The sequence below is a fragment of the Acinetobacter schindleri CIP 107287 genome (assembly GCF_000368625.1).
Taxonomy (GTDB): Bacteria; Pseudomonadota; Gammaproteobacteria; order Pseudomonadales; family Moraxellaceae; genus Acinetobacter; species Acinetobacter schindleri.
In genome coordinates this window covers 197,001-211,370 of record NZ_KB849576.1, presented here as the reverse complement: position 1 = coordinate 211,370, position 14,370 = coordinate 197,001, and the positions used below count along the sequence as shown (strand labels likewise).

Annotated in this window: 13 protein-coding genes; 8 read left to right on the top strand and 5 right to left on the bottom strand. The window is 43.9% G+C overall.

What is annotated here, in order from left to right; all coding sequences use genetic code 11:
* Window positions 1-238 precede the first annotated feature (238 nt).
* From rubA to oxyR, 4 genes are all read left to right on the top strand, one after another.
* Window positions 239-403, top strand: coding sequence for a rubredoxin RubA (rubA, locus tag F955_RS08560; protein WP_004783011.1), 165 nt, complete (start codon window positions 239-241; stop codon window positions 401-403).
* A 78-nt stretch (window positions 404-481) separates the two neighbouring features.
* A complete protein-coding gene (locus F955_RS08555) occupies window positions 482-1,660 on the top strand; it encodes an NAD(P)/FAD-dependent oxidoreductase (protein WP_004893472.1) in 1,179 nt (392 codons plus the stop codon).
* 56 nt (window positions 1,661-1,716) lie between these two features.
* Window positions 1,717-2,661, top strand: a complete 945-nt coding sequence (estB, locus tag F955_RS08550; protein WP_004893468.1) for an esterase EstB — start codon at window positions 1,717-1,719, stop codon at window positions 2,659-2,661.
* Window positions 2,662-2,673: 12 nt separating this feature from the next.
* Window positions 2,674-3,573: a LysR family transcriptional regulator OxyR gene (gene oxyR / locus F955_RS08545; protein WP_004893466.1), complete on the top strand. Its 900-nt coding sequence runs from the start codon at window positions 2,674-2,676 to the stop codon at window positions 3,571-3,573.
* Window positions 3,574-3,686: 113 nt separating this feature from the next.
* On the opposite strand, the gene ppk1 is transcribed toward oxyR, so the two are convergent.
* Together ppk1 and mtgA are read right to left on the bottom strand one after the other, a co-directional pair.
* Window positions 3,687-5,768 carry a polyphosphate kinase 1 gene (gene ppk1, locus F955_RS08540; protein WP_004893464.1) on the bottom strand — a complete coding sequence of 694 codons (2,082 nt, stop codon included), beginning with the start codon at window positions 5,766-5,768 and terminating at the stop codon, window positions 3,687-3,689.
* 127 nt (window positions 5,769-5,895) lie between these two features.
* Window positions 5,896-6,570, bottom strand: a complete 675-nt coding sequence (gene mtgA, locus F955_RS08535) for a monofunctional biosynthetic peptidoglycan transglycosylase (RefSeq protein ID WP_004810883.1) — start codon at window positions 6,568-6,570, stop codon at window positions 5,896-5,898.
* A 77-nt stretch (window positions 6,571-6,647) separates the two neighbouring features.
* On the opposite strand from mtgA, the gene F955_RS08530 reads away from it, so the two are divergent.
* Window positions 6,648-7,466, top strand: a complete 819-nt coding sequence (locus F955_RS08530) for a rhomboid family intramembrane serine protease (protein ID WP_004893463.1) — start codon at window positions 6,648-6,650, stop codon at window positions 7,464-7,466.
* Between the two features lie 18 nt (window positions 7,467-7,484).
* Here the strand turns inward: F955_RS08530 and F955_RS08525 are convergent, their stop codons facing one another.
* A complete protein-coding gene (locus F955_RS08525; protein WP_004893461.1) occupies window positions 7,485-9,959 on the bottom strand; it encodes an ABC transporter permease in 2,475 nt (824 codons plus the stop codon).
* A 1-nt stretch (window position 9,960) separates the two neighbouring features.
* Window positions 9,961-10,686, bottom strand: a complete 726-nt coding sequence (locus F955_RS08520; RefSeq protein WP_004893459.1) for an ABC transporter ATP-binding protein — start codon at window positions 10,684-10,686, stop codon at window positions 9,961-9,963.
* 78 nt (window positions 10,687-10,764) lie between these two features.
* Between F955_RS08520 and F955_RS08515 the strand changes: the two genes are divergently transcribed.
* The gene (locus F955_RS08515) at window positions 10,765-11,331 is read left to right on the top strand and encodes an arylesterase (protein WP_372510645.1); all 567 of its coding nucleotides are present in this window, start codon (window positions 10,765-10,767) and stop codon (window positions 11,329-11,331) included.
* A gap of 35 nt (window positions 11,332-11,366) precedes the next feature.
* Here the strand turns inward: F955_RS08515 and F955_RS08510 are convergent, their stop codons facing one another.
* Window positions 11,367-11,981, bottom strand: coding sequence for a carbonic anhydrase (locus tag F955_RS08510; protein ID WP_004810892.1), 615 nt, complete (start codon window positions 11,979-11,981; stop codon window positions 11,367-11,369).
* 307 nt (window positions 11,982-12,288) lie between these two features.
* Between F955_RS08510 and F955_RS08505 the strand changes: the two genes are divergently transcribed.
* Together F955_RS08505 and F955_RS08500 are read left to right on the top strand one after the other, a co-directional pair.
* The gene (locus tag F955_RS08505; RefSeq protein ID WP_004893456.1) at window positions 12,289-13,326 is read left to right on the top strand and encodes an alpha/beta fold hydrolase; all 1,038 of its coding nucleotides are present in this window, start codon (window positions 12,289-12,291) and stop codon (window positions 13,324-13,326) included.
* Window positions 13,327-13,340: 14 nt separating this feature from the next.
* Window positions 13,341-14,348 (top strand): hypothetical protein, encoded by a 1,008-nt coding sequence (locus F955_RS08500; protein WP_004893453.1) that lies wholly within the window; start codon window positions 13,341-13,343, stop codon window positions 14,346-14,348.
* Window positions 14,349-14,370 lie beyond the last annotated feature (22 nt).

The following is a 14,370-nucleotide window of genomic DNA, read 5'->3' as shown; positions in this document are numbered from 1 at the left end:
TAAAATTATATTCCGGCATTTCTAAGAGAATAAAAAGCTTGAGTAAAGGACTTTTACTGACCCGGATCACTATTCTGCTTTTAATTTTGCTGTTTAAACTGTTATCTACTTTACTTTCTGAACAGAACTGCGTAAAAATTTAGCCAAATATGTCCGCTATTAAATGCCATATTATTAGAGTCTTGCCTGTTTAGGATTTTTGAGCCAGCTTCCATATTCGCTGGTTTTGGAGAGTTACATGAAAAAATATCAATGCATCGTTTGTGGATGGATTTACGACGAAGCGGAAGGTTGGCCTCAGGACGGTATCGTCCCTGGTACTAAATGGGAAGATATTCCAGATGACTGGACCTGCCCAGACTGTGGCGTTTCTAAAGTCGATTTTGAAATGATCGAAATCTGATTTCGCCCAAACAAAGGCCATATTGAGTGGTCTTTTTTTATGCCTTTCTACTATCTATAAAAAAGCATGGAGTTAAATATGCATCCTATCGTCATCATTGGTTCAGGTATGGCAGGCTATGCTGTCGCACGCGAATTCCGCAAGCTGAATCCAGACCATGAACTCGTCATGATTTGTGCCGATGATGCAACCAACTACGCCAAACCGACACTTTCCAATGCTTTAGTGGGCAAAAAAGCACCCGAAAATATTGCCTTGGGCGATGCTGCCAAAATGGCAGCTCAGTTAAATATGCGTATTGAAACGCATACCTGGGTTAAAGCCATTGATGCTACTGCACATGAACTGACTGTTGTAAAAGATCAGTCTGAGCAAAAACAGGCATATTCAAAACTGGTTCTTGCCGTGGGTGCACAGCCAATTCGTCTGGCAATTGCTGGTGATGGCAGTGACGATATTCACGTGGTCAACAACCTGACTGATTATAAAGCTTTCCGTACCAGCCTGGAAAAACGTGAAGATAAGCGGGTAGTGATTTTGGGTGCCGGTTTGATTGGCTGTGAATTTGCCAATGACCTTCAGCACACGGACCATCAAGTGACTGTAATTGACTTGGCACCTCAGCCTCTAGCCCGTTTATTGCCTTCACATGTTGCAGATGTTTTCCAGCAAAACCTGGAAGAAACTGGTATTAACTTTGTATTAGGCACGACTGTAGAGAAAGTCTCTAAAGTTGAAAATGGTGACTACCTGGTGACATTAGCCAATGGTCAGTCAGTCGTTGCAGATGTGGTTCTGTCTGCAGTGGGCTTACAACCAAATGCATCAGTAGCCAAAGAGTCTGGTGTACAAATCGGTCGCGGTATCTTGACCAATAGCCAGCTCGAAACGAATTTAGCTGATATTTTCGCTGTCGGTGACTGTGCTGAAGTGAATGGTACTTTATTGCCTTATGTGATGCCAATCATGCAGCAGGCGCGTGCGCTGGCTAAAACCTTGAATGGTGAAACGACAGCAGTGCATTATCCAGCAATGCCTGTTGCGGTAAAAACACCTGCTGCCCCCCTGACTGTACTGCCTGCACCCGCCAATATTGATGTAACCTGGGACACTGAAGAGTTTGAGGATGGCATGATTGCCAAAGCCACAGATACTGAAGGAACCCTGCGCGGCTTTGTACTATTAGGCGCTACCGCAGCGAAACAGCGTCTTACATTGACTAAGCAGGTTCCTGACTTGATTCCTGTATCGGTTTAAGGTTTAAATACAAAGGTCATTCTTTGTACAGAATGTCCTTTTATAGGGAACTTAACATGAATAGTCATGTGCAATCGAGTCTATTACCATCACCATATACTGCTTTCATGCATGAAACCAAGGTTGACCTTGGCAATGGTATTGAATTGCATGTAGAGGTAGGTGGTCAGGAGAATCACCCGACCTTGTTGCTGATTATGGGCCTTGGTGCACAGATGCTGTATTGGCCGGACTTTTTCTGTAAATCTTTTATCGATCAAGGTTTCCGGGTCATCCGTTTTGATAACCGCGATATTGGCCTATCCTCTAAAGTCCATCATAAAGGTCCACGATTAAATACTATTAAACTGATGGGTCGCTTCATGCTAGGCCTGGGTAACCAGGGAGCACCTTATACCCTGTATGACATGGCAGATGACGTCAGTCTGCTGATTGATAAAATGGAACTGGACGAGGTGTATGTGCTCGGTGCTTCGATGGGTGGTATGATTGCACAAATTCTGGCAGCACGTTATCCTGAGAAGGTTAAAAAGCTGGCCCTGTTATTTACCAGTAACAATCAGCGTCTGTTACCTCCACCATTTCCAAAACAGCTCTTTAGTCTGATTGGCAAACCCGCTTCGCAGGATGAAAATGGTATAATTGACCATAGTTTGAAACTGTTTAACATCATTGGCTCGCCTGGTTATATCAATCAGCTTGAGGCAATGCAGACCGCCCGTAAATTATATAATCGAAGTTATTACCCAGCGGGTGTACTTCAACAGTTTTTAGCAATATTATGTACGGGCTCGTTGCTGCAACTGGATAAGCAAATCCGACAAGAGACGCTTGTAGTTCATGGTTCTCAAGATCGCTTGCTACCACCCAGCCATGGTAAGGCTGTTGCGAAAGCAATATCTGGTGCTAAATTTGAATTAATTGATGGAATGGGGCATGATATCCCACCGCATTTTATTCCATATCTTAGCGAATTATTTGCTGATCATTTTAAATCATAAAATTAGGACACTATGGCTGCATTACCATCCCTAAGACAGCTGTCATATCTCGTAACACTGTCTGAGACGCTGCATTTTACAGAAGCTGCTCGCCGTTCATTTGTGACCCAGTCCACCCTATCGGGCGGGATCATGGAGTTGGAGCGTTTACTCGGTGGCGTTCTTGTTGAACGTGATCGCCAGAATGTACGCTTGACTCCACTCGGAGAGCAAGTGGTTGCACGCGCTCGTGTTCTACTGGCTGATGCTCAGGACTTAATGCGTTTAAGTCGTGAGATGAGTGAACCTTTAACAGGTGATCTGCATTTAGGTGTGATTCCGACCATTGCGCCGTTCATTCTGTCGCAACTTCTTGATGAAGTGCATAAACAGTTGCCGAAAATTCAGCTGCATCTGCACGAAGCACAAAGTGAAAAAATTGTTGAAAAGCTGGAACATGGCAACCTGGATATGGTTGTACTGGCCCTGCCTTTTGATACACGTAGCCTAAAAGTTGCTGAAATTGTGAAAGAAGATCTGTATGTGGTTCACCACAAGTCAGATCAGAATGCAGCTCAGGCCACTTCCTTAGAAGATCTGGATCTTTCTCGTTTAATGTTACTTGAAGAAGGCCACTGTCTACGTGATCATGCTTTAAGTGCTTGTCCAATTGGTGAGCGTAAGAATGATCATCGCCTGAAAGCAAGCTCATTGCCAACGCTGATCGAGATGGTGTCTTCCAATCTTGGTTTTACCCTGTTGCCTGAAATTGCACTTCATACCAACATGATTAAAGCCAATCCTGAACTTCAGGTGAAAAAGATTGCTGCTGCACCAAGCCGCACCTTGGCTTTGGTGACACGTAAGAGTACACCGCTACAAAGCGAATTTGATGTACTGCTACCTATCCTGCAAAAGATCGCGCAGCAATAAAGATACTGCTAACGTAAAAAGGAGCCCACACTGGTTCCTTTTTTTATTTTTAGAAACAGCATATTTATATAAAAAGAGACTGAAAATTCAGTCTCTTTTTAAAAGATTATGTTTTATTTAAAGGTTTCCAGTAACACGCGCTGTGCATTATGCGGCTGTTCACCTTGCGCAGGTTGTGTACGGATCCAGGTACCATCACTTTGCAGCAACCAGGATTGCTGATTATCTTTAAGATAGTTCAATAAGCCTTGCTGATAGATGCGTTTTTTCAATGTTTCATCTTCAATCGGGAAACAGGCTTCAACACGATTAAACAGGTTACGGTCCATCCAGTCTGCGCTTGAGCAATAAATACGGGAATTGCCGTTATTGCTAAAGTAATACACGCGGGTATGTTCCAGGAAACGTCCGACGATGGAACGAACACGGATATTTTCCGACAAGCCCGGCAAACCAGGACGTAAACAGCAGATCGAACGGATAATCAGGTCAATCTGCACGCCTGCTTGCGATGCTTCATACAATTTATTAATGAGTTGTAGTTCTGTAAGCGCATTCACTTTGACAATGATCTGAGCCTTTTTGCCTTCTTTGGCATTGGCAATTTCATTGTCGATGTAATTCACCAGCTGGGTATGCAATGTAAATGGTGCATGTAACAGCTTTTTCAGCTTGGCCATTTTTCCCATACCGGTGAGTTCCTGGAAGATACGGTGTACATCTTCACACAGTTCTTTGTCTGTGGTTAACAGTCCATAATCGGTATAGATGCGCGCATTACCCGCGTGATAGTTCCCGGTACCCAAGTGTACATAGCGCATCAGCTTGTTATTTTCACGGCGTACCACCAAAATCATCTTGGCATGCGTCTTATAGCCAACAATGCCATAGACAACTACGGCCCCCGCTTCTTGCAGGACATTGGCTACAGCGATATTAGACTCTTCATCAAAACGCGCACGTAGTTCGATGACCGCAGTCACTTCCTTGCCATTCCGTGCTGCTTCAGCCAGTACCTGAACAATTTCTGAGTCCGCTCCACTACGGTATAAGGTCTGCTTGATTGCCAGGACTTGTGGATCACGCGCAGCCTCACGCAGTAATGAAATTACAGGCGAGAATGATTCAAAGGGATGATGTAGCAGGATGTCCTGTTTCTGCATCGCGCTAAAGATATTTTCTGATTTCTTTAGTACTTTCGGTACGATTGGTGTATGTGAATCATAGCGTAAATGTGGACGTTTAAAATTCGATAACAGACGTGCCAGATTGACCGGTCCGGCAACCTTGTACAGATGTTCTTCTTCTAGATCAAATTCATCCAGCAGGTATTCATAAATATGTTTTGGACAGTTTTCTGTAACTTCTAGACGTACTGCACGCCCAAAACGACGCGAGTTCAATTCACCTTTTAAGGCAATCGCCAGATCTTCGACATCTTCATTTAAAGCCAGATCAGCATTACGGGTTACACGGAACTGATAGCAGCCTGTTGCAGTCATACCAGGAAACAGGTCAGAAACATGTTCATGTATAATTGCGGAAAGCATCACATGATGTTCCTTGCCGCCTGTTAATTCATCTGGTAAACGTACCACACGTGGTAGTGAACGTGGTGCAGGCACAACAGCCAGATCGATCTGACGGCCAAAAGCATCCTTCCCTTCCAGCGTCACAATAAAGTTTAGCGACTTATTCACTAAACGTGGGAATGGATGGGCTGGATCCAGGCTGATCGGGGTTAAGACTGGTGCCACCTGTTCCTGAAAATATTTTTTTATCCATTGTGACTGTGCTGGTGTCAGCTCACCACGGCGCAGGAAACAGATATCTTCTTCACGCAGTTTAGGCAGAATTTCTTCATTCAGAATGCGGTACTGGCGTTCAATGGCAGCATGGGCAGTTTTGGAAATTTGATCCAGCACCTGCTTCGGCGTTAGGCCATCCGGACTACGACTTTCATTGCCCAGATCCAGCTGTTCCATCACCCCAGCCACACGAATTTCAAAGAACTCATCCAGATTACGCGAGAAAATCAGCAGAAAGTTCATGCGTTCAAGCAGTGGATGTAAAGGATCGACAGCCTGTTCCAGGACACGCAAATGGAAATCCAGAATAGACAATTCCCGGTTAATGTACCGGTCATTATAGGTATATTCAGTTTGTACCGAAGGGCTGTTGGCTGCCGTATTCATATCGAACCTTTAATCGTTTTAAAGCCTGAGTCAATAGTATCAGTATGCTTCAAATTTATGACAATTTCATAAAAAAAGCCCGAATTCTCGGGCTTTATGGCAATTTTTTTATAACGATTTTTTACTGTCAGGGTAATTCTGCATAGCGCATATAACGTTGAATCATGCGTTTACGTGCTTTTAAAGCAGAAGCATTGCGATTTTCTTCAAAATATTTTGGATTGGTCAAAATTGCCGCCAGGAAAATTGCCTCTTCTCTGGTCAGACTTTCTGAAGTTTTACCAAAATAATGTTTGGCGGCCGCTTCCACCCCGTAAATATGATGACCAAACTCAATCGAGTTTAAGTACACTTCAAGAATACGCTCTTTCGACCACATGCGTTCCATCATCCAGGTGGCAACCGCTTCCTGGCCTTTACGCAGAAAAGAACGTTTGTTGAACAGGAACAGATTTTTTGCCAGCTGCTGGGAAATGGTAGATCCCCCCGCAACAACTTTACCCTGTTCTTTATTACGGCTTAAAGCTGTTTGAATTCCATCCCAGTCAAAACCATGATGATGCACAAATTTTCCATCTTCCGCAGTCACCACTGCTTTTTTCAGATTGGTACTGATCTCATCATAAGGACGCCATTGATGTTGAATGGGCTTGGAGGGTTCAGTCCAATAATCAATCCGCATCATCATCGTGGTATTGACCGGATTAAAACGCCACCAGGCCAGACTGGCAAAGATCCAGAGTTGAATACATAAAACCACACTGAACAGCAGCAAGAATATTCGGATTAGAAAAGCTTTCATGTCAGTGGGTTACTCCTGAAGATGTTATTTTTTCGTGTTAAGCTTATTTGAAATATCTCATACAGCGCAAGAATAGCATGTCTGAATACGCACCTCCTTCCATTCACCGTAAACTGGATGTCCACACCTGGTGGTTTACTGCGGTATTGATTGCAGTGAATGTCGGATTGTTTGCCTGGCAGATTTTTACTGGCACAGATGCCAGCCATCCAAGTACACAAGATGCCATCCGCTGGGGTGCTGATTATGCACCTTTGACTTATCTGGCGGAACCCATTCGTGTGTTCAGCAGCATGTTTTTTCATTTTGGCCTGATTCACTTAATGTTAAACATGTGGGCGCTTTATATTTTTGGAAGCGTGGCAGAACAGCTATTTGGGCGCTGGTATTTTGTTGGCCTCTATCTTTGTGCTGGGCTGATGGGCAGTCTGTTCAGCGGTTATATGAATATTCAGGATAGTTATGCCTTAATTGAAGGTGGGGTCGCCAATCCGGGACTTTTACCAAGCGTAAGTGCTGGTGCATCGGGTGCTGTCATGGGCTTGGGCGGCGCGTTAACTATCTTGTCGATTCTGCCAGTTCTTCCACGTCAGCGCTTTATTTTAGATAAAAAAACCTTGCTGATGGTGATGGGGATTAACCTGTTTATGGGCTTTATGATTGCTGGCATTAACAATGCTGCACATATTGGTGGCATGATTATGGGCGCTGTGCTGGCTGTACTCTGGTATGCCGGGCAAAAGCTGCAACGCGCAGGTTTTATTCAATTCATCGCACTCATAGCTGCTTTAGCAGCCTGCTATGGGCTTTATCAATATAACTTGATCCTAATTGATCCTATTAAGCCACTCTGGCAGGAGATTCTGGAGATGATGCATCAGCAGTTAAAACTGTAACTGACGCATCTTCAATTTTTATTGATTCAGTTCGCGCAGACTTTGCAGCGGTGGAATATCGCTCAGATAACTCAGTCGATAACGACCAATCAGCGCACAGAGTAAAGTCATAAAGATCGGTAGAATCAGCCAGATTTCCCAGTGTGGCTGAATCGGTAATTCCATGCGGTAACTGGCGACGGCACTAATCACTTCGGCAAACAGGCAAGATACAATTCCGGCACATAGTCCAATAAAGCCAATTTCCAGACTAAGCATGATTTTCAGTTTCTGTTTGGAACTTCCGAATGAGCGAAGTAAAGCCACCTCCCGCTTGCGTTCATCCATGAGCAGATTCAGACAGGCAATCAGAACCAGTATCCCTGCTACACTCACCAGTAAGGCCAAGATCGTCACGATCTGCACTAGTACATTCACAATACGCTTGATCTCGTTCAGAATCAGGCTGACATCGATAAAGACCGTATTAGAAAACTGCTGGATCAGCTGAACCAGTTTTGGTCGTTCCTGTTCCGGCACATAGAAACTGCCCAGATAACTACCGGCATTGGCATCCATGGTATTCGGAGTAAAGATAAAGAAGAAATTCGGACTAAAGCTTTCCCACTCCACACTACGCAGATTCACCACTTTGGCTTCTAGTGGTCCCTCAGGTAAGCTAAACGTCAGCTTATCTCCAATCTTGATTCCCAGCTCTTCCGCAGTCGTGGCTTCAACCGAAACTTCTCCCGGCTGTTTCAATTGCGCTTCGCCAGTTAAAATCACATTATCTTGTGGATACTGATCGGTCTGGGTCAGGTTCAGTTCACGGCGTAGTGTATTACTCTTCTTGACTAACTCTGCAGCAAATGGCTGATCATTCTTGGCAATCAGACGGCCACGAATATTCGGATATAGCGGCGTACTGTTCCAGCCATTTTGCTCTAACTCGGCCCTCAACTGCGGCATCTCAAAAGGCGGCAAACCATAGACAAACTGGTTCGGTGTACCTTCTGGTAACTGCTGTTGCCAGCGTTCCAGCAGATCGGTACGCAATACGGCTAATACAGTAATCAGACTCAAGCCCAATGCCAAAGCGGTGATCTGTAACGCAGTCTGATACGGTGTCCGTACATAAGCGGAAATCCGGGATTTTGTATTACGCAGGACTTTCAGCAATCCCCATACGGTGAGATACAGCACAGCGCAAAGCAAAATAATGGCGCCAATCACCCAAGCCGTTAATACAATATTCTCGGTGAGCACCACACTGAAAATAATCAGGCTCAGTGTCCCACTCACCAGCATCCACAACATGGAATGTACGGATTTTTCTTCCTGACGGATAACCCGGATCGGTGCAGTATTGAGTAATTGCCACAAACTTGGCAGTACAAAACCAAGCAATACCACAGCACTGGTCAACATCGCAATCGGTAATGGACCTGATAGCATTGCCATCACCGAGAATTGCAGCTGCAGATGTGGAATCAGCTGTAACATGAGTTGCAGCAAAGCATAACCTAAACTGATGCCGACAATGGTGCCTATGAGCATTGCGATTGCCAGTACCAGTCCAAGTAATGCCAGATAAGCCGCCAGAATTTGCTGTTTCGTCGCGCCGATACAACGCATTAACGCAATATGATCCTGATTCTGCTGTACATAGCGCTGTGCGGTTAAGGCAATCGCGATACCACAAAGCAAGATGGTCAAAATATTTGCCAACTGCAAAAAGGTATCCAGATTAGCAATCGGCTTCATCAAACGGGTATTGCTTTCACTGGCATTTCTTAGACGCAGACTATTCTGCTCCTCAAACTGTTGTTCCTCAGCTTCTGTATCCATACCCGGTTTAACAATCTTCTTAAAGTCTTTTTGATAGGTTTGAACACTGTCCGGATCACCTGCCATGAGCAGGCGATAATCAATCCGGCTACCAACCTGAATCGCATTGGTTCGTGCCACATCTGCCTGAGAGATAATTACGGTCGGTGAGAAACCCGAGAAGCCTAATTCCTGATTAGAGTCATAGTCAATCACGGCAGTAATCTTGAATGAGGCGTCGGCAATATTAACCTGATCCCCCACTTTAACTTTGAGCAGATCCATGGCACGCTGACTGAGCCAGATTTCACCCGGTTTTAATTGTTTAGCTTCAGGTTTGACTCTTAGCTCACCGCGTAAAGGAAAAGCAGTATCAATGGCTTTGACATTGACCATGACAAATTCGTCATTGGTATGTGCCATACTGCCAAATACAGTAACCTCTGATTGCTGCAAACCCAGCTGATCAGCCTTTTCTCGCCAGGCATCTTCGATTGGCTCATTATTACTAAGCAGCAGATCTCCAGCCAGCATTTCCGCTGCTTGCAATGCCACGGCATTCTGAATCTGCTCATTACTGAACTTAAGCGCTGTGGTCGCGCTAATTGCCAGGGTCAAAGCAATGATTAGCAGATAAATGCCCGTAGTCTTAAAACTTTGAGTCAGTAAAGGACGGAAGAGGTTCATATCATCCTCCATTCACATGTTCAGTCAACTGACCATTGCTTAACTCAAAATGACGCTGGCATAGTTGTGCCAGTTTCTGGTCATGGGTCACGAGAATTAAAGTGGTACCCAATTCATGGTTTAACTGAAATAACAGCTGTTCAATTTCCTTGGCGGTCTCCCCATCCAGATTTCCAGTCGGTTCATCAGCAAAAATAATTTTTGGCTCACTCACCAAAGCACGGGCAATCGCAACACGTTGCTGTTCCCCGCCAGAAAGCACTTTAGGGGTTTGCTGGGCCTGACGGTCCAGCCCTACTCTTTGCAACAGATTCAACGCTTTTTGTTCAGCTGCGGCATAATTGAAGTTTGGCTGTAAACGCAAGGGCAACATCACATTTTCTAATGCAGTCAGATGTGGCAACAGCTGAAAAGACTGAAATACAAAACCGATATTTTCCAGTCTGACCTTGGCTCGCTGTTCTTCATTCATTTCAGTAATGGATTCGCCACAGACCTGTAACTGACCTGAACTGGCCTGATCCAGGGTTGCCAGTATGCCCAGTAAGGTGGATTTTCCAGAGCCGGATCGTCCTGTAATCGCCACCTGTTCTCCAGCCAGAATCTCCAGATTGAGGTCCTCAAAAATCGTCAACTGTTTTTGTGATAGTTGTATCTTTTGTGTCAATTGTTGAGCAGAAATTATTGGCTGTGGCATGATGGTAGCTTTCTGGCGATCTTGAATCATACTTTTCCTATGCATCTGAATATTCAAATTCTAAAGTCTTATTTATTCCGCAGCTTAGCACTGTTTGGCCTGTGCCTGATGCCGGTGCTGGTTTCAGCAAAGACCATTATGATTCTGGGTGACAGCTTAAGTGCGGGTTATGGTATTCAACCTGAACAGGGTTGGGTCAATCTGTTGCAAAAACGTTTAAACCAACAGTATCCGAAACAGCATAAAGTGGTCAATGCAAGTGTAAGCGGCGAAACCACCAGCGGTGCACTGGCACGTCTGCCTAAACTGCTCCAGACCCATAAGCCACATATTGTCGTTATTGAACTGGGTGGTAATGATGGCCTACGTGGTCAGCCGCCACAGATGATTCAGAAAAATCTGGCAAATCTGGTTCAGCAAAGTCAGAAAGCCAAAGCAAAAGTCATTCTTTTTGGCATGAAAATGCCGCCAAATTATGGTCAAAGTTATACAAAAGCTTTTGAAAATAATTACAAGGTGGTGAGCCAGCAATATAAAGTGAAATTGTTACCATTCTTTTTGAATGGGGTGGCAGGAAATAAAAACTTGATGCAACAGGATCTGGTACATCCAAATGCCAAGGCACAAAGTATCCTGTTAAATAATGCTTATCCATATATTAAAGGCGCCCTCTAAGGCGCCTTTAATATCATTCATTCTTAAAATTCAAATTAGAAATCAAAAAAGGTGACTTCACCAGTTTCCAGTGAGTATTCAGCACCCACCACCAGTAATTTGCCTTGTGCAATGAGATTTTCCAGTACTGCTGAACCATGACGTAACTGGTTCACAGAAGCAAATACATTCGAACGTACTGCATGCTTAGACAGTTTGTTCAGGTCATCCTTCAGTTCAGTCTGCATCAGAATTTCAACTGATGGACGTACACGGTTAACAATTGACATCAGATTTGCAGATGGCGGAGTTGCCGGATTGGTCAGTGCTTCAATCGTAGAATGAATTGCGCCACAATGTGTATGACCCAAAACAATGACTACAGGACAACCAAAGCTTTCTGCAGCAAACTCAACACTACCAACCTGAGACGGCGCGACAATATTCCCTGCTACGCGAATGACAAACAGATCACCCAAACCTTGGTCAAATACCATTTCTGCTGGCACACGTGAATCTGAACATCCTAAAACAATAGCAAATGGTTCCTGACTTTCTGCCATTTCAGCACGTTGCTGATGCGATAATAATTTTAAATGCTGCGTTTCACCGTTGACAAAGCGTTGGTTACCCTTTTTAAGACGTTCTATAGCTTCCTGAGCTGTGAGCATTCGTGTTTACCACCGTTGTTTTAAGTTGCAATATCTTAATCCTCTGATTTATGAATGTCACTTGCAAAAAATCAGCTTGTCTAAATTTCTATCAGTGGACCTGCATCACACTAATATTTCAATTTATGATCAGAGTTCACATGAAAACTGATTTTTTTTCACTTATGCGAATAACTTATTGGTGACATTACTTCACAATTATTTACAATAGAAATAACTCTATAATTTTATCCGAACAAGGTGGATTTGCTTCAGGATGAAACTGTTTTGAACAGTACACTGGATGCAAGACAAGGAATGTGACGCCATGATAAGAAAATTAATAAAGCGCTCAAAATTACTCTGCGCCATGACTCTAATATTAGCCCCAAGCTTCAGCACACTAAGTCAGGCCCAAGTCAGTTTTCCTACGCGTGCTCAGCCAAGTAATAATATTCTTAGCCAGTATCTGGTTCAGGAACGGCTACAGGCGGGTCTGAAAAGCAAAACACTGAAAGTCGGTCATATTTCCTGGAGCTATAACGAGGGCGGGAATGTCAATAAACCGTCTATTTTACTGATTCATGGTCTGGCGGGCACCAAAGACGACTGGAATCGTGTCGCACGGTTTCTTACCCCTTATTATCATGTGATCGTTCCCGATTTACCCAATAATGGTGACACCCGTACACCTGCAGATTTTGATTTCTCAGTACCGAATGTAACCTCTCAACTGCGTATCTTTCTGGAAGCTTTGGATGTCAATGAGAATCTGCATGTTGCTGGACATTCTCTAGGGGGGTCGATTGCCACAGTTTATGCTTCTCAATATCCTTTCGATACGCAAAGCCTGTTCTTACTGAATAGTGCCGGAATCTATAAAAACGCCAATACGCGCTATACTCGTGATCCATATGCTTTAAAGAACCTGATTGTAAGCAAACCGGGAGATCTGGAAGATGTCAGTCATAAACTGATGCAGCATCCGCCTGCTCTCTCAGATCAGTTAAAACATGCCCAGGAAAAACTGCTGATTTCCCGTTCCGAGCAGACCAGCAAAGCTATTGATCAAATTGTCATGCTGAGCCGGATCTACACGCCGGAAACATTTGCTCGTTTGACCCGTACTGTAGAAGCACCAACGTTGATTTTATGGGGTAAGCAGGATCGTATTATTAATGTTGAAGTGGCTAAAGAGCTGCACTCCCTATTTAAACGTGCCGAAACACCAGTGATCCTGAACAATGTCGGTCATATACCGATTCTTGAAGCAGAAAGACAGGTTGCACAGTATTATTTACCTTTTCTTGCAAAGACACAGACCCTAAAAAATCCACTTGCTGATAAACTCATCCCTTTAAATTAACTTTTAGAATCAATATGCAGAAACACCCGATGATTGAGCAATTGATCGAAGCTCAGCTTGACTTTCTAGATCAGTCATTTGCTCAATCTGAAACGATTCAAAATGAGTTTCAGACCTTTTATCTCTGGTTCCGCAAACAGACCCTGAAAGATCTGTGGAGTCCGATGCAAATTAACCTGCTATTGCAAAAACAAATATTAGGCACAGCAGCCAGCTCTTTTCTGATTGAACAGATTGCAGAACATATCCGTTTTGCTCTGGTCCACCCTGCAAATGACAATACCAAGATTGCCGATGTGATTCCTGTACTGACCATTGATAAGATTGCTCAGTATGTCGCAAGTAAAAGTGGTCATCGTCAGCGCCTGATCAAGAAAGTGGTGAATAATCCCGCCTTCTCTGCCATGATCAGCCAATTGATCCAGCATTCAATTCAGGATTATCTGGATAATTCGGTGATTGCCAAGAGTGTACCGGGCGTTTCCCGCTTTATGAAAATGGGCAAATCTGTACTGGAAAATGTGACTGATACCAGTCTGGACAATACCATTGCCAAATACTTGCAAAAGAATATTCTCAAGCTTGGCCAGTTGAGTGAAAATATCCTGAACCAGCATTTTGATGATGAAAAACTTTATCATTTTCAAGCGAATCTCTGGCATAAAATCAAAGACATGCCTCTGTCCGTATTAAAGAATTATATTGAAGTACAAGACCTGACCCAGACTGTGAATTTGGGCCATGAAATCTGGGATCACATGCGCCAGACCGATTATCTGCAACAGCAGATACAGGATGGCGTACATGCCTGGTATGTCCGTAATCAGGAACACACTTTTGACCTGCTACTTCGTGATCTGAATATCAATGAGTCGCTGATTCAACATGAATTAAATGTGTTACTGGTCCCTGTCATTCAGCAGATGATTTCACAAGGTCATTTACGTGAACGTGCACGCCAATATCTGAAACAGTTTTATTATTTAGAACAAACACTCAAGATTTTAGAAATTATTAAATAATAAAAAAGTCACCGATCGGTGG

Bases quoted from the DNA above. Each gene is read 5' to 3' on its own strand.
- F955_RS08555 (WP_004893472.1), top strand. From the start codon at position 482: ATGCATCCTATCGTCATCATTGGTTCAGGTATGGCAGGCTATGCTGTC.
- estB (WP_004893468.1), top strand. From the start codon at position 1,717: ATGAATAGTCATGTGCAATCGAGTCTATTACCATCACCATATACTGCT.
- ppk1 (WP_004893464.1), bottom strand. From the start codon at position 5,768: ATGAATACGGCAGCCAACAGCCCTTCGGTACAAACTGAATATACCTAT.
- F955_RS08520 (WP_004893459.1), bottom strand. From the start codon at position 10,686: ATGATTCAAGATCGCCAGAAAGCTACCATCATGCCACAGCCAATAATT.
- F955_RS08525 (WP_004893461.1), bottom strand. From the start codon at position 9,959: ATGAACCTCTTCCGTCCTTTACTGACTCAAAGTTTTAAGACTACGGGC.
- mtgA (WP_004810883.1), bottom strand. From the start codon at position 6,570: ATGAAAGCTTTTCTAATCCGAATATTCTTGCTGCTGTTCAGTGTGGTT.
- F955_RS08530 (WP_004893463.1), top strand. From the start codon at position 6,648: ATGTCTGAATACGCACCTCCTTCCATTCACCGTAAACTGGATGTCCAC.
- F955_RS08510 (WP_004810892.1), bottom strand. From the start codon at position 11,981: ATGCTCACAGCTCAGGAAGCTATAGAACGTCTTAAAAAGGGTAACCAA.
- F955_RS08515 (WP_372510645.1), top strand. From the start codon at position 10,765: ATGCCGGTGCTGGTTTCAGCAAAGACCATTATGATTCTGGGTGACAGC.
- F955_RS08505 (WP_004893456.1), top strand. From the start codon at position 12,289: ATGATAAGAAAATTAATAAAGCGCTCAAAATTACTCTGCGCCATGACT.
- oxyR (WP_004893466.1), top strand. From the start codon at position 2,674: ATGGCTGCATTACCATCCCTAAGACAGCTGTCATATCTCGTAACACTG.
- rubA (WP_004783011.1), top strand. From the start codon at position 239: ATGAAAAAATATCAATGCATCGTTTGTGGATGGATTTACGACGAAGCG.
- F955_RS08500 (WP_004893453.1), top strand. From the start codon at position 13,341: ATGCAGAAACACCCGATGATTGAGCAATTGATCGAAGCTCAGCTTGAC.